We start from the raw sequence: 22,718 nt of genomic DNA, 5'->3' as shown, positions 1-22,718 counted from the left end.
AGCACGGCCGCTGCCCCGCGGGGCGGCGGCCGTCTTCGTGCCACCGGGACCGGGATCAGCCCCGCAGCTCCTCGGTGAACGCGCGGCAGTCCGCGTACGAGGGCAGCAGTTGCTGCGCTTCCGCCTCGGCCAGGGTCGGGGCCGCCGCGTCCTTGTCCGAGAGCAGCGGGGTGACATCGGCAGGCCACTCGATGGCCAGCTCCGGGTCGAGCGGGTTGATGCCGTGCTCGCGGTCCGGTGCGTAGCCCGCCGAGCAGAGGTAGACCACCGTGGCGTCGTCGCTCAGCGCCAGGAAGGCATGGCCGAGCCCCTCGGCGAGGTAGACGGAGTGGTGGTCCACGTCGTCGAGACGGACCGCCTCCCACTGCTTGTACGTCGGTGAGCCGACCCGGATGTCCACCACCACGTCGAGGATCGCGCCCCGCACGCACTTGACGTACTTGGCCTGGCTGGGCGGCACATCGGCGAAGTGGATCCCGCGCAGGGTGCCCCGGCTGGACACCGAGCAGTTGGCCTGGGCCAGCCGCAGCGGATGGCCGGCGGCCTCGGCGAAGTCCGCCTCCTTGAACCACTCGTGGAAGCTGCCACGGCTGTCCGGGAAGACCTTGGGCTCATGCACCCAGGCACCCTCGATGGCGAGCTGCCGCATCCGATCACGTCCTTGTCCTGCTCGTCTGCTGAAAACCGACCCGACGGTCAGCCGAGCAGGCTGCCGACGAAGCGGCGGATCTTCTTGCGGCCACCGGGAGGCAGCCGGCGCACCAGCGGGCCGCCGACGGCCCGCAGGCCGCTGCGCACGACCGAGCGGCGCCGCTGTTTCTGCATCGTACGGAGGCTTTCCGCGTCTATGAGGCGCACGGTGTCCGCGATCCGCAGCCTGCCGTCCGCGCTGACCGTGGCATCGCCTATGACGAGTTCCGGTCCTTCGGCCCCGTCGAGCCGCACACCGAGCTGCCAGCTCCCCGCAGGCACCCCGGCCGCACGGGCGGGCAGGACCAGATGGGTGCGGCCCAGCATCGGCTTGGTGGCGACCTGCACGGAGTGCTTGCTGCCGCTGCCGGAGCTCAGCACGAGTTCCGCGCCGGCGGCTCCGGTGGCGGCGGTGGCGAAGGCGTCCAGCCGTACCTCGGCGGTGCGCCCGGGTATCCGCAGCACCGGGCGGTCGGTGAGCGCGCCGCCCAGCTTCTTGCCGCGGCGCGACACGTCGAGGGTGAGGTTGCTGTGCGGATGGGTGAAGTACGGAATCACCGGCCGGGCCGGCGCGCCGAGCAGAGCCGGATGGACCGCGGCGTCCACCCCCTCGGCACGGTCGGCGCCGAGTCGGGCCTTGCGGACCAGGCCCAGCGCGCGCACCGGCACCCATACGTCCCAGAAGCCCTTGGTGAGCGGCCCGCGGTGCCCGACGGCCTCCGACGGCAGCCGGCCGGTGCCGCGCAGGACGACCTCGCAGGTCCCGCCGCCGAGTTCCTCGACCATGGGGGTGAACTCCGCGGGGCACGGCCACTCGACGGCCGTCTCGCGGTTGCGCAGCGCCACCTCGAACTTGAACTCCCGGATCTCGTCGGTGACGTCGATCAGTTCCCCTTCGGGCAGCAGGCCCTCGGTGAAGTCGGGATGCAGGTACAGGCGGTCGTCCCGGCGGAGCAGGGTGAAGGGCGCTTTCTCGTCGCCCACGGCCAGCCGGGCGCTGATGCTGATGCCGAGCCGGCCGTCCGGCTGCCAGGAGAGGTCCTCCAGCCGGGCGGCGCCCTTGACGGTGGCCGCCCGGCGGGCGAGTTCCAGCAGCCCCTGCCGGTCGTCCTCGCGCAGCAGGGTGGAGCGGAGCCGGGTGATGGCGCCGAGCCCGTCGTGCACTCCGTCGTGCATGAAGCGCAGGGCGAGCGGGCGGATCGCGTCGCACATCTCGTCGCGGAAATCGGGGTCGTAGCGCATGATGGCCGGCTCGCTGAGGCGGCTCAGCATTTCCACCCGGTAAAAACGGCGGAGCAGCAGGTCCCGGAATGACCCCGGCTTGGTGTTCGCCTCCACGACTTCGAGGACTTCGCGCAGGTTTCCGTAATAGCCGGAGGGTACGATCCTGGTGGACCCGGCGTTGTTTCCGTCGTCCCGCTTGGAGTAGAAGTAGCAGGTGTAGGAACCCACGATGGAGACGTTCTTGGCCGGAAAATACGCCTGCATCATGTACAGCTGGTCCTCCAGCCGTCGCTTCCCCTCGGGGTAGGCGATCTTGTTCTCCCGGAGGAACTCCGTACGGAACATTTTGTGCGGTGTAAGGCTGTCGTAAAGTGGCGCGGTCTCCAGGGTGCACTTCTCGCGGTCCTTGCGGAAGACGCCGTGCGGAACACCGCGGAAGTTGCTGGCGACCTTGCCGATCACGATGTCCGACGCGTTGCGCACGCCCATGTCGTACAGGCGTCGCAGGGCGTCCGGGGCGAGGTGGTCGTCCTGGTCCAGGAACTGCACGTACTCGCCCCTGGCCTCCGCCACCCCGACGTTTCTCGGCTTGCCCGGCCAGCCGGAATTCGGGATGGTCCGCACCCGGAAATGCGGATGATCGGCGGACAGCTTTTCGAGCCGCGCGGGAGTATCGTCGGTCGAACCGTCATTGACGAAGATGACTTCGAATTCTTCCGCAGGGAGCGTCTGCTGCAGAAGCGAGTCGATACACGGGTCGATGTACTTGCCCGGGTTGTATACCGGGATGACGACACTCACTTTGACCGGCAAGGTATGTGTCCCATGTCTGGTAGGAGTTTCCCTGGGTGGCGGCTGCGCGCGGGTCGCCGTCGACGGCTCTGTGCATAACATGCCGCTCCTCATCACTCTATCGGGTGCACCCGGGGCGGAGCCGGGAGCCCTTCAGTTATGAGGAATCTGAGATTCCGATTCGGCCGAGCGCGACCGACGGGCCGTCGGGAGGCCTGAACGAGCCGGGCCGTCCTCACAGGGGCATGTGATATGAGACACAGCACCACCGGGGCAACCAAATGACGTGGCCATGCATCACGTCTACGCCCCGTTCATCCGGGGTTCACCTCCGCAGTCCCCCGGAAAGGCCTTCACGCCGTGGCGTCCCGACTTGTCGAAACCATCCCCGAAGAGCTCAGCCGACTCATGAAGTACTTTCCTGAGGCGCCGGCCGAGGAGCGTGCCGCTTTCCACGCCGCAGCGAAGGACTTCCTGGCGCACGCCGCCCCCAAGCTGGTCCGGAAGTTCTCGCCGCTGGCCCGGGTGAAGTGGCATCTGGCGGCCAGCGGGCGAGGGGACGAGCTGGTCGACGTGCTGCGCTACGAGCGCGAGAACCCAGGGGTCTTCACGGTCAAGGGCTTGCGGCGGGCCCGTATCGAACTTCCCGGCGTCGAGAGCGCTTCGCTGCCGCCGACGGTGCGCAAGTTCACCCGGCGGGAACTGCCGGTGACCAGCAAGCTGACCGAGCTCGCCTGGCGGGACGGGCGGTTGGTCGCCCGCGGTTACGCGTACATCCCCAACATCCCCTCGGCGACGGGCCGGCGTTCCCTCCGGATCGCCGTCCTGAAACGACAGGGCAGCAGGAGCACCATTCCGCTGAGGCTGCGCACGGTCCGGGAGCCGCGGGCGACCGCGGAGGCCAAGGGCGCCCTGCACAGCTACGACTGGTCCGGCTTCGAGATCGCCGTCGACCCGGCACGGTTGCGGACCCGCGGCGCATGGCGGGCGGGGACCTGGCGCCTGGGCATCGGCATACCCCGGCCCGGCGGGATGTCCATCGGCAGTATCACCAGGAACAACGCGGGCTCCGGAGGGCACAGCCAGGTACGGGTGCTCGATGACGGCGTACGACTCGTCGCGGGCTTCGAGCGCAATCGGCTCAAGCTCACGGTGGACGTCGTCCCGGCCGAGGTCGAATCCCAGGAGGCGGACGGCGACGATCTCGTGGTGACGCTCCGCTCCAGGGGATCGGCCGCCGAGGGCCGGACGCCGACCGCGCTGCGCTTCGACCACGAGGGAACCGGATACGAAGCCGAGTACCCGCTGGAACCGCGAGGCCACGGGGGCGACGGCTGGATCCGCTATCGGGCGCGGTTGCCCTTCGCGGAGCTGCCCGCCGAGGGGGTCGTCCCCGGCAAGGCCCGCAAGTACCGCGCATTCATCGTGTTCGCCGACGGCAAGGCCAGGCGCGCCACCATGGGCGCCAACCAGTGCACCGGTGTCCACCGCATACCCGGCGGCCTCGAATGTGCCGTACTGACCGACGGCGCGGGCAACTTCACCCTGCAGGCACGGGCCGTCCAGCCCGTGGTCGACCGGGCGGAGTGGAGCGAGGACGGCGAACTGCTGCTGTCCGGCACCTACCCGGGACCGGCCGACGCGGTGAAGTTCGTCCTGCGTCACACCGGCCGCAACGAGGACAAGCCGTTTCCGGCCGAGTTCCACGACGGACGTTTCACCGCACGAGTGAAGCCTGACGTCATGCCCGCCTACGGCGGGACGGTCCCGCTCCGTGCGGGCCGGTGGCTGCCCTTCCTGCGGGCCGCCGACGAGTGGGACCACCGGCGCGACGTCCCCGTGACCATCAGGCCGGACCTGGTCGGTACCCTGCCGCTCTCCCATCAGGGCGCCCACCGGACGTACACCGTGGAACGGACGGACTACGACCGGATCTTCCTCGAGCCGGGCCCGATCCTGAGCCCCGACCTGCGGGGCGCCTACCGGCAGCGGCTCATGCGCGACGTGTACACCCCGGAGCAGCGGAAACTGCCCCTCCGGGAAGCGGTGCTCTACAACAGCTTCGGCGGCAAGCAGTTCTCCGACTCGCCGCGCGCCGTGTACGAGGAACTGATGCGTCGCGGCACCGACGTGGAGCACATCGCGATGGTCCACGACCAGCAGGTCGTCCTGCCGCCCGGCGTGCGCGGAGTGGAGTGGGGCAGCGAGGAGTGGTACGTGGCGCTCGCCCGCAGCCGGTACGTCGTCACCAACGGTGGCATCCGCGAGTGGTTCGTCCGGCGGGAAGGGCAGGTGGTCGTGCAGACCTGGCACGGCACTCCGCTCAAGCGGATCGGTGCCGATCTGCTCGGTACGCCCAAGGCCAACCTCGCGTACATCGACAGCCTGCCGCAGCGCTCCCGCCAGTACAGCCTCTTCGTCACGCCCAACGCCTTCACCACCCCGATCATGAGCCACGCGTTCCGGCTGGAGTGCGAGGTGCTGGAAGCGGGCTATCCGCGCAACGACGTCTTCCACGCCCCGGACCGGGTGGCACGGGCCGCCGCGGTGCGGGAGAAGCTGGGCATCCCGGCAGGCAAGAAAGTCGTGCTCTACGCGCCGACCTGGCGGGACGACCAGCGTTACGGCGGACGCCGGTTCAAGCTGGACAACCAGATCGACATCGCTGCCGCTCAGCGGGAACTCGGCGACGACCACGTCCTGCTCTACCGCAAGCACCACAAGGTGCTCGACAGCATCCCCGGCGCCGGCCAGGGGTTCGTCTGGGACGTCACGTACTACCCGGACATAGCCGACCTCTACCTGATCGCCGATGTGCTGATCACCGACTACTCCTCCGTGCTGTTCGACTTCGCGCACTGCGGACGGCCGATGCTGTTCTTCACGTATGACCTGGAGCACTACCGGGACACCCTGCGCGGCTTCTACTTCGACTTCACCTCGCGCGCCCCCGGACCGCTGATCAAGACGTCCGAGGATCTCGTCGATGCCATCCGGAACATCGATGCCGTGAGCGAGGAGTACAAGGAGAAGTACGCGCACTTCAGGGTGGACTTCTGCGAACCCTCGGACGGCCTGGCCGCCGCGCGGGTGGTGGACCGGATGCTGGAGATCGGCAACGGCTGACCCGGCGGCCCGTCCGGCGGTGTCCATCGAGCGGAATGCTCGAGTACCGGACACCGCCGCTCGCGTACTGTGCCTGTGCCGGGGCGGCCCGAAACGCCCGACGGCGGTGATCCACGGTGGCCCTAGTCGGAGCGAGGAAGTACGTGTCAGCTGCAAGGCAGCTTGTGGCGGAAGCCCGCAGAATCGTCGTGAAGGTCGGCTCCTCCTCCCTCACCACCGCGGGCGGGGGGCTGGACGCGGACCGGGTGGACGCCCTGGTGGACGTACTGGCCAAGGCCCGGAGCGGCGGCGAGAAGGAGATCGTGCTGGTCTCCAGCGGTGCCATCGCCGCCGGACTGGCCCCCCTCGGTCTCGCCCGCAGGCCCAAGGACCTGGCCAGGCAGCAGGCCGCCGCCAGCGTCGGCCAGGGTCTGCTCGTCGCCCGGTACACGGCGTCCTTCGCGCGTTACGGCGTACGCGTCGGCCAGGTGCTGCTGACCTCCGACGACACCAGCCGCCGGGCGCACTACCGCAACGCCTACCGGACCCTGGACCAGCTGCTCGCCATGGGCGCCCTGCCGGTCGTCAACGAGAACGACACCGTCGCCACCGACGAGATCCGGTTCGGCGACAACGACCGGCTCGCCGCGCTCGTCGCCCATCTGGTCCGGGCCGATCTGCTCGTCCTGCTCTCGGACGTCGACGGCCTCTACGACGGCGACCCGGCAAAGCCCGGCAGCACCAGGGTCGCCGAGGTGGCGGGCCCCGAGGACATCGCCCATGTCTCCATCGGCTCCGCGGGCAAGGCCGGCGTCGGTACCGGGGGCATGGTCACCAAGGTCGAGGCGGCCAGGATCGCCGCGGCTGCCGCCGTCCCGGTCGTCCTCACGTCGGCCTCGCGCGCCGCCGACGCGCTCGCGGGCCGCGACACCGGCACCTACTTCCACCGCACCGGCCGCCGCTCCGCCGACCGGCTGCTCTGGCTGCAGCACGCGTCCACCCCGAGGGGCGCCCTGACCCTGGACGACGGAGCGGTGCGGGCCGTGGTCGAGCGGAACTCGTCCCTGCTGCCCGCCGGTATCGCCGCGGTCGAGGGCGAGTTCGGCGCGGGCGACCCGGTGGAGCTGCGGGACACCGCCGGCCGGACGGTGGCCCGTGGACTGGTCAACTTCGATTCCAAGGAACTGCCGCAGCTGCTCGGCCGATCCACCCGGGAGCTGGCCAAGGAACTGGGCCCCGCATACGAGCGAGAGGTCGTACACAGAGACGATCTGGTGGTCCTGCGCCCCTGAAAGGGTGGTTCCGCACGGGCCGGGCAGTCGAAAGTCCAGCGTTTACGGGGGGACCTTCCGCAAAACCGTCACGCGCCGGGCGCCGGGCTGGTCAACTTTGGTGCAGGGGCACACAGGGCAACGCACACAGGAGGACGCCGGTGAGACGAGCGCGTCCGGGGGCGCCGCCCCGCGGAATCGGAGAGCGGACCCTGACGAGCGTCAGCGCGGGGGCCGACTTCGAGCACAGCCGGAAGACGGCTCGGGAGACAGCGCAGGAGACGCCCCGCGACACAGCCGCGGACCAGCGGCCGGACCAGCGGCCGGATCGGCAGGCGGGGGACGGCGCGCTGTCGAAACTCTGGCACATCACCTTGAGCCTCTCGGGCCCGGCAGCCCCGCTCAGCGAGGTCAGACGCGGCCTCGAACAGCTCGCGCACGACCACCCGTTCCTGCTGACCAGCCGCTATGCCCATGACCATGCGGAGGTCCGGTACTGGGAGGAGGCCAGAGATCTGCACGACGCGGCCGCGGTGGCGCTGAGGCTGTGGGGGGAGCACCGGTCGACGGCGAAACTGCCGCCGTGGGAGATCGTGGGACTCGAGGTCATCGACCGCGAGACCTACCACTTGCGTATCGCCGAAGGATTCGGCCCGCTGCCCGCGGCGCCCGTCGGGGTCCACCCCTTCTGACCGCCCGGCACCGGCTTCGACCCTCGCCCGACACCGTGCCCAGGGCCCCCGCAGGCCCGGGGCATCTCGGTGTGTGGGATACCGGATGGATCCCCGCAGACGGCGCATTACGCTGCGGACATGACCTCGCTCTCGCCGCTCTCCGATCAGTCCCCGGTGATCCAGGCCGCCTACCGGTCCCGGGCCGCTGCCGCCGATCTCGCACCGCTGCCGCGCTCCGCCAAGGACGACGCCCTGCTCGCCATCGCCGACGCGCTCGAAGTGCGTACCGGCGAGATCGTCGAGGCCAACGCCCAGGACGTCGAGAAGGCCCGCGCGGCCGGCGCGAGTGAGACGGTCGTCGACCGCCTCACCCTCACCCCGGAGCGGATTCGCGCCATCGCCAAGGACGTACGGGATGTCGCCGCGCTGCCCGACCCGGTCGGAGAGGTGGTGCGCGGTTCGACGCTTCCCAACGGCATCGACCTGCGCCAGGTCCGGGTGCCGCTCGGCGTCGTCGGGATCATCTACGAGGCCAGGCCCAATGTGACGGTGGACGCCGCGGCGCTCTGCCTGAAGTCGGGCAACAGCGTCCTGCTGCGCGGGTCGGCGTCGGCGTACGCCTCCAACACCGCGCTGGTCCGGGTGGTGCGCGACGCGGTCGGCGGCTCCGGGCTGCCTGCCGACGCCGTACAGCTGGTACCGGGGGAGTCCAGGGATTCCGTGCAGGAACTGATGCGCGCCCGGGGCATGGTCGACGTACTGATCCCGCGCGGCGGCGCCTCGCTGATCCGTACGGTCGTCGAGGGCTCCAGCGTGCCGGTCATCGAGACCGGCACCGGCAACTGCCACGTGTACGTGGACGCGGAGGCCGACCTCGAGATGGCCGTCGACATCCTGATCAACTCCAAGGCCCAGCGACCCTCGGTCTGCAACGCGGCCGAAACCCTGCTGGTCCACCGGGACATCGCGGATGCCTTCCTGCCCAGGGCGCTGGACGCGCTGGCGGACGCGGGGGTGACGGTGCACGGCGACGAGCGGGTGCTCGGATACGCCCAGGCGTCCAAGGCGACCGTCGTCGAGGCGACCACCGAGGACTGGGAGACCGAATACCTCTCCTACGACATCGCGGCCGCCGTGGTGGACTCGCTGGACGCGGCGGTCCAGCACATCCGGCTGTGGACGTCCGGGCACACCGAGGCGATCGTCACCACCTCACAGGCTGCCGCCCGCCGGTTCACCCGGTTGGTGGACTCCACGACGGTCGCCGTGAACGCGTCGACCCGGTTCACCGACGGCGGTCAGTTCGGATTCGGCGCCGAGATCGGGATCTCCACCCAGAAACTCCACGCCCGCGGGCCGATGGGTCTCCCCGAGCTCACCTCGACCAAGTACATCGTGACAGGGGACGGTCACATCCGGTGATGTTCCGGATGGTCTGCTTCGGCTTCTCCCTGCCCAAAACGACGCGTCGGGTCTAGTCTGGTGGCGTGCCGGACGACGTGGGGGGCAAGCCGTTCCAGAACGGCTGGGAGCCCAACGACGACCGCGGAGGAGCGGACGAGGAATTCGCCTCCGTGGTCTTCGACGAGGACTTCGTCAGGGCCGCCACGATCAAGGAACCCACCGCGGTGGAGCGGCTGCTGGCCGCGGCCGAGGCGGAGGCCGCGAGGGCCCGGGCCGGCGGCCTCATCGGCGAGGACGACCCCTACGACGAATTCCTCCGCGAGGTGTCCGGGCCGGGCGGCCGAACCGGCGATTACGGCGACTACCGCGGACTCTACGGCCGCGGTGACCTCGACGGCCTCTACGGCGACCCCGACGACGGCGAGAGCGGTCCCTACGGGCCGCACGGCGGCGTCCTGCGCCCATACCGCGGCCGGGCCCGCTGGCACCGGCCGGTGGCCTGGCTACTCGCTCTGGTGATGGGGATCGGCATGGTCGCCCTGGCCTTCGCCGCGGTATATCGCGGAGCCGCGTCCAGTCGGCAGGACCCGGCACCGCCACCGGCCACCAGTGGCGTCGAGGTGGTGACGGGCGGCCTCCGCGGCGCCGGACCATCCGCATCGGCCCACGCATCGGCACGACCGGTACCGGCTGCTCCGCGCACGCACTGACCAGGGCCGCCGGCCGCTGACGGGCCCCGTGCGTGCCGACTCGGACCCGGGCCCGGTGAACGCTCGTCAGAACTCGTCCGCGACACCGCGTTTATGTTGCCCCGCGAAGACCCAACCATGAAGTATGGCGGGGCGCGAGGAGCCACCCGAAGGCCTGCCCAGCGGTGGCGAGGACGAATACCGGTCCGTCGTCTTCGACGAATCGTTCATCCGTGCTGCCCGGCTGCAGGAGTTCTCCGCACAGGAACGGATGGGCGATCACGCACTCGCCGTGCGCAGCCGCACCTTCCTGCCGTTCCGCGGGACGAAGGGGGCTCTCGTCCTCTTCGCGATGGTCCTGTTGGTCTTCGGCACAGCGATCTACCTGGGCGTCCGCCACCCCTACGACGCGCCGAGCACCGCGCACTCCGAGCCGCTCTGGGAGACGGTCGTCCCGCTCGCCCCGGACCGCGCGGTGCCGGGCGGCACGCCCGCCGAACTCTTCGCACACAGCCCTGCCGCGCACTTCCGGATCGGGGCCGAAGGGGTGAATCCGCCGGACGCCGGACGGACCAGGCACTTCGCGGACGCCCAGGTGGTGAGCGCGCTGAAGACGGCCAGGAGCTACGTCCTGGAGTCCTCGCTGGATCCCGAGGTGCTGATGGGCCGGACCGTACGGCCGGTGCGGGACCTGCTCGCACCCGACCAGTACAGCCAGTTCGACCGGAGCCTCGCCGCACCGCTCGCCGACGGGCGTCACGCGGTCACCGGCTGGCTGGTGCGCTTCGACCCGGCGCAGGTGACGCTCGCCGATCCGGGCGTACGGGTCTCGGGGACACTGCGCTACGAGGAGACGGAACCCGGCATCCTGGAGGTGACCGCGGAACACACCTTCGTCTACGCGCTGCGGCCGGCCACCAGCGGCCCCGCCGAGGCGGACGGCGCCTCGCTGTTCTCGGTCCACCGCGAGCTGCACTTCCGCTTCAACGCCGCCGAGCTGCAGCAGCACGAGACGCAGCTGGTGATCAGCTCGGTGCGGGCCGGCCCGCAGTCCTGCACCGCCGGCACGGCGGACCGGCTGCGGCCGCTGCTCGCCGGGAAGCGCGCGGATGCGCACGCCGCCGGGCAGACGGCCGCAGCACTGTGCGGGGTGCTGGCGGCTAGCTCCCAGCCGGACCTTGCCCGTCGCTCGTAGCGCCGTCGTCGGGGTTGTCGGTCTTTCCGGTGCTTCCCGTGCCGCCGGTGCCGGTGCCGGTACTTGTGCCGCTGCCGCCGCCGGTGAACTTCCCGCGCAGTTTCCCGCCCAGGTCGCCCGCCCCGCCGGCCAGGTCGCCCATCAGCTTCATCAGCGGGTCCTTGCTGGCCCGTACCGTGTCCGCGTAGTGCGCGGCGGACTCCCGGAAGGAGTCGGAGACGGAGGTGTCCTTGTCCTCGTCGCGCCGCGGATAGTGCCCGTCCATGATCCGCTGGTAGTCGCGGCTCTCCGCCCACTTCTTGAGCTCGGCGGCGCGCACGGTGGTGAAGGGGTGGGACCGCGGCAGCACATTGAGGATCTTGAGCACCGAGTCGCGCAGATCGCCGCCCGCCTCGTACTCCTCGGCCTGCTCCAGGAACGCGTCGACGTTCATCTCATGCAGATGGTTGCCACCGGCGATCTTCATCAGCCCGCGCATCGACGCCCTGAGATCCTGGCCGACCAGCAGCCCCGCCCGGTCCGCGGAGAGCTCCGACTTGCGGAACCACTCGCGCAGCGCCGTCACCAGCGCCATGATCGCGACGTTGCCCAGCGGGATCCAGGCGACCTTCAGCGCGATGCCGGTGAGGAACAGCAGTATCGTCCGGTAGACCGAGTGCCCGGAGAGTGCGTGGCCCACCTCGTGGCCGACGACCGCGCGCATCTCCTCCTCGTCGAGCAGCTCGACCAGGCCCGTGGTGACCACGATGATCGGCTCGTCCAGACCGATGCACATGGCGTTGGGCTGCGGATTCTGCGTCACGTACATCGCGGGGACCTTCTCCAGGTCCAGGATGTAACAGGCGTCCCGCAGCATGACGTTGAGATGCGCGAACTGGGCGTCACTCACCCGCACCGAGTCGGAGAGGAACAGCAGCCGCAGGCTGCGCTCGGGCAGCAGCCCGCTGAGCGCCTTGAAGACGGTGTCGAACCCGCTGAGCTTACGCAGCGCCACCAGCGCCGACCGGTCGGCCGGATGTTCGTACGCCCGTGAGGAAATGCCCTCGAACCGCTTGCGCTGCCTGCTCGGCACGCCCTCGTGGCCGCTGAACGGGCCACTGCCGCCCTCGTCGCCGCTGTTCTCGTTACTGCTGTCGGTCATGAAATGTTCCCCCTGCCTTCTGTCTTCGAGTCCGGCCCGTCCCCCTGACGGGCCCCAGCGTATGCGGTAGGGCTACCGTGTGGCGGGGGCCTACATCGACAAGGAGCACCCGCCATGCCGGACGTGAACACTTTGCTCGCCGCAGCGACCGACCAGCAGGGACCGGGCGATACGCTACGAGTTCTGCTTGTTGTGCTGATCGTCGGAGCTGTCCTGCTCGCCTGGTTCCTGCTGCGCGGATATCGCAACAACGACTGAGTCGGCGTAAGCGTGCCCGGGGGGCCCGCATACGATGGGCGCGAAGTCCCCGCTCCGACTCCCGGATAGGTCCTGCTGACCATGAGCCTCCACAGCACTGCTTCGTCCCTGGCCACCCTCGCCGCCGAGGGCGGTCACGGTGGCAACCACGAAAGCCTCAGCCCCTACCTCACCGGTGGCGGCGCGCTCTTCGCGCTGCTCCTGCTGCTGTGGATCACCACCCGGTTCAACCGCGACCGCTGATACCCGAACGCGAACGGGTACCGGCCGGGCCAGTAGGGTCTGCACGCATGGGAGAGCAGAAGAGGCGTCTCGGCGTGATGGGCGGGACATTCGACCCGATCCATCACGGCCACCTGGTCGCCGCCAGTGAGGTGGCCTCGCAGTTCCAGCTCGACGAGGTGGTGTTCGTACCCACCGGGCAGCCGTGGCAGAAGAGCCACAAGGTCGTCTCCCCGGCCGAGGACCGGTATCTGATGACGGTCATCGCGACGGCGTCCAACCCGCAGTTCTCGGTGAGCCGGATCGACATCGACCGCAGCGGACCGACGTACACCATCGACACCCTGCGGGATCTACGCGATCTCAACACCGACGCCGATCTCTTCTTCATCACCGGTGCCGACGCTCTCGCCCAGATCCTCACCTGGCGGAACGCGGAAGAGCTGTTCTCCCTCTCCCACTTCATCGGAGTCACCCGGCCGGGCCACATCCTGTCGGACGACGGGCTGCCCGAGGGCGGTGTCTCGCTGGTGGAGGTGCCCGCGATGGCGATCTCGTCCACCGACTGCCGGGCCAGGGTCCAGCAGGGCGAACCGGTCTGGTACCTGGTTCCGGACGGTGTGGTGCGCTACATCGACAAGCGCCAGCTGTACCGCGGCGAATGAGCCACGGAGAGGGGCACCGTTGAACGACCGACAGAATCCCTACGTGCAGTACGACCAGTACGGGCAGCCGATGCAGCTCGTCGGGTACGACGAGTACGGGCAGCCGGTGTACCAGCAGGTTCAGCAGCCGCAGCAGGGATACGGCTACGACCCGTACACCCAGCCGGTGCCCGGGCAGCAGCCGGTACCCCCTCAGCAGGGGTACGACTCCCAGCAGGGCTATGAGTCGCAGGGTTACGGGTCCCAGCAGGGCTACGACCACGGCACCGGGCAGCAGCCCGCCGTCGACACCACCCAGCAATGGATCCCGCAGCAGTCACCTCCCCGCGACCAGCCGCAGCAACCCCAACAGCCGCAGCAACCCGCGCAGGAACAGCCACAGCGCCCCGTGCCGGGGCCCCGGCGCCCCGCGTCCGGTGAGGGCGAGTACCGGACCGAGCAGTTCTCGTTCATCGAGGAGCCGGACGAGGACTCCGAAGACGTCATCGACTGGCTGAAGTTCACCGAGAGCCGTAGCGAACGGCGTGAGGAGGCCCGGCGGCGCGGCCGCAACCGGATCGTCTCGCTGGTGGTCGCGCTGGCCCTGGTGGTCGTCGGCGGCGTCGGCTACCTCTGGTACGCGGGCAAGCTGCCCGGCGTCTCCGGGTCGGACAGCGGGAGCACCGCCGCCGGCGGCGCACAGCAGCGCAACGTGATCGTGGTCCATCTGCACAACACCGGTGGCAGCGGCACCTCCACGGCGCTGCTCGTCGACAACGTCACCACCGGCAAGGGCACCACCCTGCTGCTGCCCAACTCACTCTCCGTGTCGAACGATGACGGGACGACCACCACGCTCGGAAAATCCGTCGACGACGACGGTTCGGACGGCACCAGGCAGGCGCTCGGCACCCTGCTGGGTGCCACGATCGGGGCTACCTGGCGCCTCGACACCCCCTTCCTGGAGAACCTGGTCGAGCTGGTCGGCAATATCGAGGTCGACACCGACGTCGCCGTGCCGGACACCAAGAAGGACACCGCACCGCTGGTGAGCAAGGGCAAGGACCAGACGCTCAGTGGCCAGATGGCTGTCGCCTACGCCACGTACCGCGCGCCCGGTGAGCCCGAGACGAAGCAGCTGGAGCGTTTCGGACAAGTCATGCAGGGTGTCCTGGAGAAGATCTCGGACGACCCGCAGGCCGCGACGACCACGGTGCGGAATCTCGGGTTGGTGCTGGACCCGCCGCTGACCGAGAAGGATCTTGGCGCGTCGCTGGCCAAGCTGGCGGCGCACGCCAAGAAGGGCGACTACCGGACCGCGGTGCTGCCCGTGCGGAGCAACGGCACGCTCAGTGCGGCTACCGCCACCGGTGTGATCAAGGATGTCCTGGGCGGCTCGGTGAAGGCGCCCGAGCAGGGCGACACGGTCCGGGTGGGCATCCGCGACGGCAGCGGCAAGAAGGGCGCGACCGAGTCCGCCCGGATCGCGCTGGTCAACGGCGGTTACTCGGTGGTGATCGGCGACGAGGCGACCGGTACGGCATCGTCCCGGGTCACTTACGGCGATGCGGCACAGAAGAGCAAGGCGGAAGAGGTCGCCAAGACGCTGGGCCTGCCGACCTCGGCGGTGCACCGGGGCAAGGTGGCGGACAACGCGGACGTCTCCGTGGAACTCGGCCAGGACTACAAGATCACCTGAGGTTTAGAGACTGTAGGCGGTCCGTGAGACCCTTGGGGGGGTCCAGCGGGTCTCCGCGGCGTCGCGGGGTCTGGCACGCACTCCCCCCAGGCCTTAAGGGCCAGGGGGAACCCCCGTGCCGCGTTGCCGAAATGCCCTGGTAGCTCCGCTACGAGGACATTCCGGCGCCTTGCGATCGCACGCACCAGACCCCGCTCCTTGTTCCGCGGAGACCCACTGGCCCCCCCTGTTTCACCGACCGCCGACGAAAGCCTGCCTGTGACCGCCACTGACCGCTCCATCGAGCTCATCAACGCCGCCGCTCAGGCGGCCGCCGACCGGCTCGCGCACGACATCACCGCGTACGACGTCAGCGATGTGCTGTCGATCACCGACGCTTTTCTGCTCGCATCGGCGCCCAACGACCGCCAGGTCAAGGCGATCGTCGACGAGATCGAGGAGCAGCTGAAGAAGAAGCTCGGCGCCAAGCCGGTGCGCCGGGAGGGCGACCGTGACGCCCGCTGGATCCTGCTCGACTACGTGGACATCGTCGTACACGTCCAGCACAGCGAGGAGCGCGTCTACTACGCGCTGGAGCGGCTCTGGAAGGACTGCCCCGAGCTGCCCCTGCCCGAGGACGCCGCCAAGACCCGCGGCAAGGCCGCGGAGCACGCCAAGCTGCACGGCGCCGAGGACGACGCGGATCTGGACGGTGAGCTGAGCTGAACGGCACCAAGGGCGGCCGGGGCCGCCGACTGGTTCTCTGGCGGCACGGCCAGACGGCCTGGAATCTCGAGCGCCGGTTCCAGGGCAACACGGACATCGAGCTGACCGACGACGGGGTCAGCCAGGCCCGCCGGTCCGCCCGGCTGCTCGCCTCGCTGAAGCCGGACGCGATCATCGCCTCCGACCTCTCCCGCGCCGCGGCCACCGCTGCCCAGCTGACCGCTGTCACCGGCCTCGGCGTCAGCTACGACTCCGCCCTCCGCGAGACGTACGCCGGCAGCTGGCAGGGTCTCACGCACGAGGAGATCGTCGAGCGGTACGGCGAGCAGTACACGGCGTGGAAGCGCGGTGAGCCGGTCCGGCGCGGGGGCGGCGAACTGGAGACCGAGGTCGCCGACCGGGCCGCCCCGGTCGTGCTGCGGCATGCCGACGCACTGCCCGACGGCGGGACGCTGGTGGTGGTCAGCCACGGCGGCACCATCCGCACCACCATCGGCCGGCTGCTCGGTCTCGAGTCGCACCACTGGGAGGGCCTCGGCGGCCTCTCCAACTGCTGTTGGTCGGTGCTGGGCGAGGGCGCGCGCGGCTGGCGCCTGCTCGAGCACAACGCCGGCACCCTTCCGGAGCCGGTGCTCGGCGACGACGACTGAACCCTCGTCGCGCGGCCGTCGGGGCGGATTTCACTTTCCGGCTGGTCGCAGGCTAAAGTTCTTCTTGTTCGCAGCGCGGAACCGCAGAGAACGCCGGATACGAAGCGAACAGCGGGGCTATAGCTCAGTTGGTAGAGCGCCTGCATGGCATGCAGGAGGTCAGGAGTTCAATTCTCCTTAGCTCCACAATCGGAAATCCCGTCCCCGCTCAGGGGGCGGGATTTTCTGTTGTTCACGCCCAGAGGCTCTGCCGCTGCGCCCGCAGCCGCGCCGCACGCTCCCCGCTCTCCTCGTCGTTCGGGGTGTAGGCCACGATCCGGCACTCCGGCATGCCGTTGACCGTCAGCGAGACGGAGGTCATCCGGATCTCGCCCACCGAGGCATGCCGGAAGGTCTTCACCCGCGAGCCCGGCTGCGCCACATCGCCGCTCCGCCAGAGCTCGGCGAAGTACGGGCTGGCGGCGGAGAGCCGGGCTATGAAGGACTCCCAGGCGGGCTCGCCCGCATGCCGCCCGTACGCGGAACGCAGCGTCGCCACCATCACCGGCAGTTCCTTGTCCCGGAAGGCGAGCGGGCAGTCCGGCTCGGCGACGGTGAAAAGCGTCCACATGATGTTGCTGACGCCCGATGCCCTGAGGAGGGGAGTGTCGAAGAAATCACGATAGGCGGGGTTGGTGGCGATGATGTCGTACATCGCGTTGTACACCACGGCCGGATGGGGGTCGAGAGCGTCGATGAGGCCCTGGATCTCCGGGCCGACTGACGCCGCACCCGACTCCGGGCCCGGGGCGAACGGCACATTCGCCAGCTGGTAGAGATGCTCGCGCTCGGTGTCGTCGAGCCGGAGGGTACGCGCCACCGCGTCAAGAACCTGGCCCGAGGCGTTGATCGGACGCCCCTGCTCCAGCCAGGTGTACCAGGTCACCCCGACGCCGGAGAGCTGAGCGACCTCCTCCCGGCGCAGTCCGGGCGTGCGTCTGCGCAGACCCGGTGGCATCCCCACATCGGCAGGGGTCACCCTGGCCCGGCGGCTGCGCAGGAACGCGGCCAGCTCCGGTCGCCGCCGGTGGTTCGATACGGCCATTGTCGTCATTCCCCCCATGGTCGATGACAGGACCGGCGGCTGCCAGGTGCTGCCAGTACCAGCATCAGCGGGCTCTCGTTACCCGTACCGGAACGGCCGCAGGCTCGATGCCATGGCAACGACCACTCCCGTCACCGCAAGTCCCTCACTCAGTAAAGCTCCAGGCACTGACATCCGGACCGGCTGGCTGCTCGCCATCGTGCTCGCGGGGCAGTTCATGGCCCTGCTCGACGTCTTCATCGTCAACGTTGCCGCGCCCACCATCCGTACCGAACTCCACGCCTCCGGGGCCGGTTTGCAGATGGTCGTCGCGGGTTATTCGATCAGCTACGCGGTGTTGCTGATCACCGGTGCCCGGCTCGGCGACCTGCTCGGCCACCGCAGGATGTTCCTCACCGGGCTCGCCGTCTTCACCGCCGCCTCGCTCGCCTGCGGACTTGCGGGCGGCACCGGTCAGTTGATCGCCTTCCGGCTGGTGCAGGGGGTCGGTTCGGCGCTGATGATCCCTCAGGTCCTGTCGTTGATCCAGCGCAACTTCGCCGGTGAGGCCCGCGGGCGGGCGCTCGGTGTCTACGCTGCGGTGCTCGCCACCGGCGCCGCCGCCGGCCAGGTCGTGGGCGGCGTGCTGGTCAGCGCCGATCTCCTCGGGACCGGTTGGCGCCCGGTCTTCCTGGTGAACGTGCCGATCGGCGCGGTCCTGCTGGTGCTGGGCGCTCGGCTGCTGCCGCGGGACCGCCGTACCGCGCCCGAGCGCTCCCGCGGCCTGGACCTGACCGGGCTGGTGTTGCTCGCGGCCTCCGTGTCGCTGATCACGGTGGTTCTGGTGCTCGGCCAGGAGGAGGGCTGGCCGCTCTGGTCCTGGCTCTCGCTGGGTATCGGCGGGGTGCTCTTCGCCGTCTTCGTGCCCTACGAATCCCGGCTGGCCCGCAGCGGCGGCGCCCCGCTGATCGCACCACGGGTCCTGCGGATCCCCGGGATGGGCCGGGCGGCGCTGCGGATTCTGCTCACCATGGCGGTCAACTCGGGTTTCCTGTTCGCGCTGACCCTGCACATCCAGGGCGGCCTCGGCTTCAGCGCACTGCGGGCCGGGCTGACCTTCGCGCCGACCGCTGTGGTCTTCGGCCTCATCGGGCTCACCTGGCGCACGTGGCCGAAGTCCTGGCAACCCGCCCTGGTGCCCGCCGGGTTCGGACTGACCGCCGTCTCCGCGGCCGCCACCGGCTGGCTGCTGCGCGACGGCGGCGATGTCGGGCCCGCCGTCTATCCGGCCCTCGTCGGCGTCGGAGCGGGTCTCTCACTGGCCTTCAGCCCGACGCTGGCCCGCGCGCTGGCCGGCGTAAGGCAGGAGGACGCCGCTGATGCGAGCGGGCTGCTGGTGACCGTCACCCAACTCGGCGGCCTGCTGGGCGTCGCGACGTTCGGCACGCTCTTCCTCAACCGGCTCGACGAACCGGGTGCGCACGCCTCCGGTCACGCACTGCTGGTCTGTGTGTCGGCGCTGGCGGCCGCGGCGATTCTGGGCGGCGCCGCGGGTCTCGTTCGCCGACGCCGCTGACCCTCTTGCGGGGCCATGGCAGAATCGGACCGCCGGAGGGGGACAACGGCCCGAACGGGAGGGGAGAGCGCGATGCCCGCGAGCATGCTGGAGCGCGCCCATGTCCTCGCACACGGTTTCGGAAGCCTCTCCGCACGCACGGCATGCACGGCCCGCTGCCGCAGCTGGAGCTGACCGATGGGTGCGCACAGGAGGAAATGCGACTGGTGCGGCAGCGGTACGCCGATCGTCCGTGACATGGACCCGGTCAACGCCGACTACCAGTACTGGTGCGAGGAGTGCGCGCGGGCGCTGATCATAAAGGGCGACCCGATCGAGACCTACCGTGAACTGGAGGGCGAGCCGATCTACGGACGGCTGCTCGAGGAACACTGCACGCTCAAGCGCTTCTACTCCTTCGCCACCGCCTGAGCTTCGCCATCGCCTGAGCGCACGGGGCGGGAATCGATTTGGCAGAGCACCGGGGGAACCGTGTAATGTTGGCGAAGCCGCAGGGGGTTCTCCCCACGAACGGCACACAGCACGGGGCTATAGCTCAGTTGGTAGAGCGCCTGCATGGCATGCAGGAGGTCAGGAGTTCAATTCTCCTTAGCTCCACTCCTCGGCTTATGAAGTGGGCCACCCGATCGGGTGGCCCACTTTTTTCAACTCCGGCCGCTGCCGAGCGCCTTGCGATCGCTGCCGGGAAGCGCCGACCGGGACGGTCGCTGCTCCGCCGGTGGCTGCTCGATACGGAGCGCGAGCGCGGGACACCGGCGTACGGCTCGTTGCGCACGCCCCCGGAGATGGACCGGTACGGAAGCGTCGGCGAGCGCCGGATAGCCGTCGGCGCCGAGCCGGATCAGCTCGGGAACAAGGTCCGCGCACAGGCCGTGGCCCTGGCAGAGCGTCCAGTCGACCGCCAGTTTCTCGCCGGTGGCGAGGGACTCCTCGGTGTAGCCGGGCATCGGCAGCGGCAGCACACCCAGCGTCTCGCGCCCGCAGCCGCCGCCCAGTACATGGGCGGCCAGGTCGTCGGTGAAGGCGGAGAGGGTGGAGGCGAAGAAGCGGGCCGAGCCGTCCGGGTGTTTGCAGGCACCCCTGCCGCGTACCGCCTGGGTCACTTCGCGCAGCGCTTCCAGCGCGGCGGGGCCGCCGCCGTTCAGTACGTCGGAGAGGCCGCCCGCGGCGGCCGGAAGCCCCAGTTTGCAGGGGCCGCACTGGCCCGCTGTCTCGGCGGCCAGCCAGTTCGCGACCCGCAGGGCCTCACCGAGCGGACAGGTGTCCTGGCCGATCGGCAGGATCGCGCCGGCGCCCAGCGCCCCGCCGAGGGCGGCCAGCGACTCCCGGGAGACCGCGGCGTCATGGGCGGCGGCCGCGTCGATCCAGTTGCCGTGATAGCCACCGGTCAGCACGCCCTGGGGGGCCGACGGGGCACCGGCCAGCTGAAGCACGTAGCGCAGCGGCACCCCGGTGGGCGCCTCGACGACCATCGGCCGGGCGACCGCGCCCGAGAGGGTGAGCAGCACGGTTCCCGGCTCGTTGTAGAGCCCGGTGTGGCCGTAGCGGCGCGGTCCTGTCCGGGCGGCGACGGCGAGCTGCGCGAAGGTCTCCGCGTTCGACAGCAGGGTGGGCGCGCCGCCGACGCCGGAGTCGGACGCACGGCTGCGCCGGCCCATGGGCAGCGCGGGCCCGCCGTCCGCGGCCCGGATCAACGCCGATGCCTCACCGGAGACCATGCGCTCGGGGGTGCGGACGATCCGCGCCCGCAGCCGCTGCCCGCGCCGGTCGGAGAGTCCTCGCTCGCTGAGCGCCGTGCGGATGGACGACTCGGTCGAATTGCGGGTGAGGCCGATGATCAGGGTGCGCGCGCCGAGCGCTTCCGCCGCCAACAAAGCGCCGTCCAGCACCAGGTGGGGCGCGCGGTTGAGCAGGACGGTGTCCTTGCGACAGGCGGGTTCGCCCTCGCTGCCGTTGATGACGACGACCGGCCGCACCCCGCGCCGGATCGCGGACTTGGCCACGGCCCGCAGTTTCTGACCGAACGGGAAGCCGGCGCCGCCGCGGCCGCGCAGCGAGATGGCGTCGGCCAGCTCGGCGAGGCGCTCACCGGTCTGCGGTTCCAGCGGGCCGTGCACTTTCAGATGCATCGCGAGATCGAGGCGGTCGACCAGGTCGAAACCTGAGGTCAGCTGGGGAAGGCCGACCACACGGACCTCGGGGACATCGGGGAGGGGGACGTTCACGTTCGGTCTCCTGCGGGGGTGTGCCAGGGCTCGCCGGGGGAGGGCGGGTGGAACGGGCCTGGCAGGGGTTCGGTGGCGTAACCGGACGGGTAAGCCGGACTGTCCGGTGCGTCATACACGGGAGCCTCGGCGGGCGGCGGCGGCGCCGGGGCCGGCCAGCGGACGCCGCCGGCCACACCGGTGCGGGGCTGCGGCTCGTACAACGGGCGGGGTGCAGTGAGCGGGTCCTGGAAGGGCTGCTGGGGCGGCTGCTCCGGCTGGGGCGGCCGCTGGGCAAAGGAGGGCGGCTCGTAGGCCCGCGGCCAGGACGGCGGCCGGCCGCGGGCCCACGACTGCTGGTACGACCGCGTCTCCGGGCGGAGCGCCTGCTGATACGGCGGTGTCGGCTGATACGGCGGTGCCTGCTGGTAAGAGGGGGACTGCTGGTACGGCGGCCGCTCCGGTACGGGGGGAGTCACCGGGACTTCCGGTGGCAACGGGACCCCGGTGGACGAGCCCGCGCCCGGACCGGCCAGCTCGGTGATCCGGGCCGCGATCCGCCGTTTCACCGGCGGCGGCAGCATCCGCACCGACAGCGCGCCGGCCACCAGGACCAGAGACAGGCTGTACAGCACCACCACATAGGTCGCCGGGGCACGGCCCGCGTACAGCCCGTGCACCAGGCCGGTGCACCAGGCCGGGTACGCCAGCATGTGCAGCGTCCGCCAGCGGCCGGCGATCCCGAGCGGGGTGCGGCCCGGCGTGGTGAACGCGCTGCGCAGAGCGCCGGTGGCGGCCGCGGTGATCAGCAGATACGCGGCGAGCGAACCGAAACCGATCAGGCCGGCGCTGCCGCGGAAACCGAGTCCGAAGGGAACCAGGGCGCCGAGCAGCGCGACATGTCCGAGCGCGACCTTCACCGTGATGTGCAGCAGCAGGAAGAAGACCGACGCGACCGCGACCGTGCGGTGGACGCCCTGGGCGACCAGCCGCATCCGGGAGGAGAGCAGCAGCCGGTCGGTGGCTATCAGGCCCCAGACCACTGCGGCGGTCAGCGAGACCAGGGAGAGAACGCCTGCGGTGAAATCGGTCGCGGCCCGCAGGGCATTGCTTCCTGCAAACACAATGAGCGGGACGAGGAGCAGAAGAACGATCGATGCTGAGCGTTGAGCGTTGAGCGACGTTCGATGAGGGTTCATAGGGGCGACTCCGAATGGTTCGGCAATGCGATCCCGTTGCGGCATGCTAGGGCGCTCGATACCGAGCAGTACGGCGTTTGCACGGTTGCCCCAGTACAGGGCGGTACGCGGAGTAACCTCGCCCGTCGGGTATCTCCGTACAACGCGGGACGGCGCCTGCGGTACCCTGACGCCATGCGTGCCGTACGCCTTCTGCTTAGCGAGCCGCGCTGATCAGTTCCGACCGACGGAGTGTCCCGGTCGGCATCAGCGTGGCGTCCCCTCCTGTGCGAGGGGCTTTTTCGTTTGGTGCCACTGGTGCCATCAGATGGGT

Annotated in this window: 20 protein-coding genes and 2 tRNA genes; 16 read left to right on the top strand and 6 right to left on the bottom strand. The window is 70.1% G+C overall.

Annotated features, from left to right (window positions below; all coding sequences use genetic code 11):
• Positions 1 to 55: 55 nt before the first annotated feature.
• Together rfbC and AB0436_RS03775 are read right to left on the bottom strand one after the other, a co-directional pair.
• Positions 56 to 649, bottom strand: a complete 594-nt coding sequence (rfbC, locus tag AB0436_RS03780; protein WP_366466024.1) for a dTDP-4-dehydrorhamnose 3,5-epimerase — start codon at positions 647 to 649, stop codon at positions 56 to 58.
• 47 nt (positions 650 to 696) lie between these two features.
• Positions 697 to 2,715 carry a glycosyltransferase family A protein gene (locus tag AB0436_RS03775; protein ID WP_366466023.1) on the bottom strand — a complete coding sequence of 673 codons (2,019 nt, stop codon included), beginning with the start codon at positions 2,713 to 2,715 and terminating at the stop codon, positions 697 to 699.
• 399 nt (positions 2,716 to 3,114) lie between these two features.
• Here AB0436_RS03775 and AB0436_RS03770 point away from each other — a divergent pair, with 399 nt between their 5' ends.
• The 6 genes from AB0436_RS03770 to AB0436_RS03745 all read left to right on the top strand — a co-directional run bounded on the left by AB0436_RS03770 (position 3,115) and on the right by AB0436_RS03745 (position 11,044).
• Positions 3,115 to 5,832, top strand: coding sequence for a CDP-glycerol glycerophosphotransferase family protein (locus AB0436_RS03770; RefSeq protein WP_366466022.1), 2,718 nt, complete (start codon positions 3,115 to 3,117; stop codon positions 5,830 to 5,832).
• A gap of 143 nt (positions 5,833 to 5,975) precedes the next feature.
• Positions 5,976 to 7,103, top strand: a complete 1,128-nt coding sequence (gene proB, locus AB0436_RS03765) for a glutamate 5-kinase (RefSeq protein WP_366466021.1) — start codon at positions 5,976 to 5,978, stop codon at positions 7,101 to 7,103.
• Positions 7,104 to 7,243: 140 nt separating this feature from the next.
• Positions 7,244 to 7,774: a hypothetical protein gene (locus AB0436_RS03760; RefSeq protein WP_366466020.1), complete on the top strand. Its 531-nt coding sequence runs from the start codon at positions 7,244 to 7,246 to the stop codon at positions 7,772 to 7,774.
• Between the two features lie 120 nt (positions 7,775 to 7,894).
• The gene (locus AB0436_RS03755) at positions 7,895 to 9,178 is read left to right on the top strand and encodes a glutamate-5-semialdehyde dehydrogenase (protein ID WP_366466019.1); all 1,284 of its coding nucleotides are present in this window, start codon (positions 7,895 to 7,897) and stop codon (positions 9,176 to 9,178) included.
• Between the two features lie 65 nt (positions 9,179 to 9,243).
• A complete protein-coding gene (locus tag AB0436_RS03750; protein WP_366466018.1) occupies positions 9,244 to 9,870 on the top strand; it encodes a hypothetical protein in 627 nt (208 codons plus the stop codon).
• Between the two features lie 124 nt (positions 9,871 to 9,994).
• A complete protein-coding gene (locus AB0436_RS03745) occupies positions 9,995 to 11,044 on the top strand; it encodes a hypothetical protein (RefSeq protein ID WP_366466017.1) in 1,050 nt (349 codons plus the stop codon).
• Here the strand turns inward: AB0436_RS03745 and AB0436_RS03740 are convergent.
• Positions 11,010 to 12,185, bottom strand: a complete 1,176-nt coding sequence (locus AB0436_RS03740) for a M48 family metallopeptidase (protein ID WP_366466015.1) — start codon at positions 12,183 to 12,185, stop codon at positions 11,010 to 11,012. The genes AB0436_RS03745 and AB0436_RS03740 overlap by 35 nt on opposite strands.
• Before the next feature lie 114 nt (positions 12,186 to 12,299).
• Here AB0436_RS03740 and AB0436_RS03735 point away from each other — a divergent pair, with 114 nt between their 5' ends.
• From AB0436_RS03735 to AB0436_RS03705, 7 genes are all read left to right on the top strand, one after another.
• Positions 12,300 to 12,443 (top strand): hypothetical protein, encoded by a 144-nt coding sequence (locus AB0436_RS03735; protein ID WP_366466014.1) that lies wholly within the window; start codon positions 12,300 to 12,302, stop codon positions 12,441 to 12,443.
• Positions 12,444 to 12,524: 81 nt separating this feature from the next.
• A complete protein-coding gene (locus AB0436_RS03730) occupies positions 12,525 to 12,686 on the top strand; it encodes a hypothetical protein (RefSeq protein WP_365850208.1) in 162 nt (53 codons plus the stop codon).
• Between the two features lie 47 nt (positions 12,687 to 12,733).
• Entirely contained in the window at positions 12,734 to 13,330 is a 597-nt protein-coding gene (nadD, locus tag AB0436_RS03725) for a nicotinate-nucleotide adenylyltransferase (protein ID WP_366466013.1), read from the top strand.
• 19 nt (positions 13,331 to 13,349) lie between these two features.
• The gene (locus tag AB0436_RS03720) at positions 13,350 to 15,008 is read left to right on the top strand and encodes an LCP family protein (protein WP_366466012.1); all 1,659 of its coding nucleotides are present in this window, start codon (positions 13,350 to 13,352) and stop codon (positions 15,006 to 15,008) included.
• Positions 15,009 to 15,266: 258 nt separating this feature from the next.
• The gene (rsfS, locus tag AB0436_RS03715) at positions 15,267 to 15,713 is read left to right on the top strand and encodes a ribosome silencing factor (RefSeq protein ID WP_366466011.1); all 447 of its coding nucleotides are present in this window, start codon (positions 15,267 to 15,269) and stop codon (positions 15,711 to 15,713) included.
• Entirely contained in the window at positions 15,710 to 16,363 is a 654-nt protein-coding gene (locus AB0436_RS03710) for a histidine phosphatase family protein (RefSeq protein WP_366466147.1), read from the top strand. The genes rsfS and AB0436_RS03710 overlap by 4 nt, the downstream gene beginning before the upstream one ends.
• A gap of 113 nt (positions 16,364 to 16,476) precedes the next feature.
• Positions 16,477 to 16,549: transfer RNA gene (locus tag AB0436_RS03705), tRNA-Ala, on the top strand.
• A gap of 46 nt (positions 16,550 to 16,595) precedes the next feature.
• Here the strand turns inward: AB0436_RS03705 and AB0436_RS03700 are convergent.
• Positions 16,596 to 17,456 (bottom strand): helix-turn-helix transcriptional regulator, encoded by an 861-nt coding sequence (locus tag AB0436_RS03700; protein WP_366466010.1) that lies wholly within the window; start codon positions 17,454 to 17,456, stop codon positions 16,596 to 16,598.
• Positions 17,457 to 17,559: 103 nt separating this feature from the next.
• Here AB0436_RS03700 and AB0436_RS03695 point away from each other — a divergent pair, with 103 nt between their 5' ends.
• From AB0436_RS03695 to AB0436_RS03685, 3 genes are all read left to right on the top strand, one after another.
• Complete coding sequence (locus tag AB0436_RS03695) at positions 17,560 to 19,002, top strand: MFS transporter (RefSeq protein ID WP_366466009.1); 1,443 nt, start codon at positions 17,560 to 17,562, stop codon at positions 19,000 to 19,002.
• A gap of 177 nt (positions 19,003 to 19,179) precedes the next feature.
• Positions 19,180 to 19,413, top strand: coding sequence for a hypothetical protein (locus AB0436_RS03690; RefSeq protein WP_018103228.1), 234 nt, complete (start codon positions 19,180 to 19,182; stop codon positions 19,411 to 19,413).
• A gap of 113 nt (positions 19,414 to 19,526) precedes the next feature.
• Positions 19,527 to 19,599 (top strand) — tRNA-Ala (locus AB0436_RS03685).
• A gap of 47 nt (positions 19,600 to 19,646) precedes the next feature.
• On the opposite strand, the gene AB0436_RS03680 is transcribed toward AB0436_RS03685, so the two are convergent.
• Complete coding sequence (locus AB0436_RS03680; RefSeq protein WP_366466008.1) at positions 19,647 to 21,227, bottom strand: NADH-ubiquinone oxidoreductase-F iron-sulfur binding region domain-containing protein; 1,581 nt, start codon at positions 21,225 to 21,227, stop codon at positions 19,647 to 19,649.
• Positions 21,224 to 22,405 carry a hypothetical protein gene (locus AB0436_RS03675; RefSeq protein WP_366466007.1) on the bottom strand — a complete coding sequence of 394 codons (1,182 nt, stop codon included), beginning with the start codon at positions 22,403 to 22,405 and terminating at the stop codon, positions 21,224 to 21,226. Before AB0436_RS03675 ends, AB0436_RS03680 begins: the two co-directional genes overlap by 4 nt.
• Positions 22,406 to 22,718: the final 313 nt, after the last annotated feature.

This window comes from Streptomyces sp. NPDC051322 (assembly GCF_040689485.1).
Taxonomy (GTDB): Bacteria; Actinomycetota; Actinomycetes; order Streptomycetales; family Streptomycetaceae; genus Streptomyces.
Note: the sequence above shows the minus strand (reverse complement) of the source record. Positions and strands in the feature narration are given on the sequence as shown.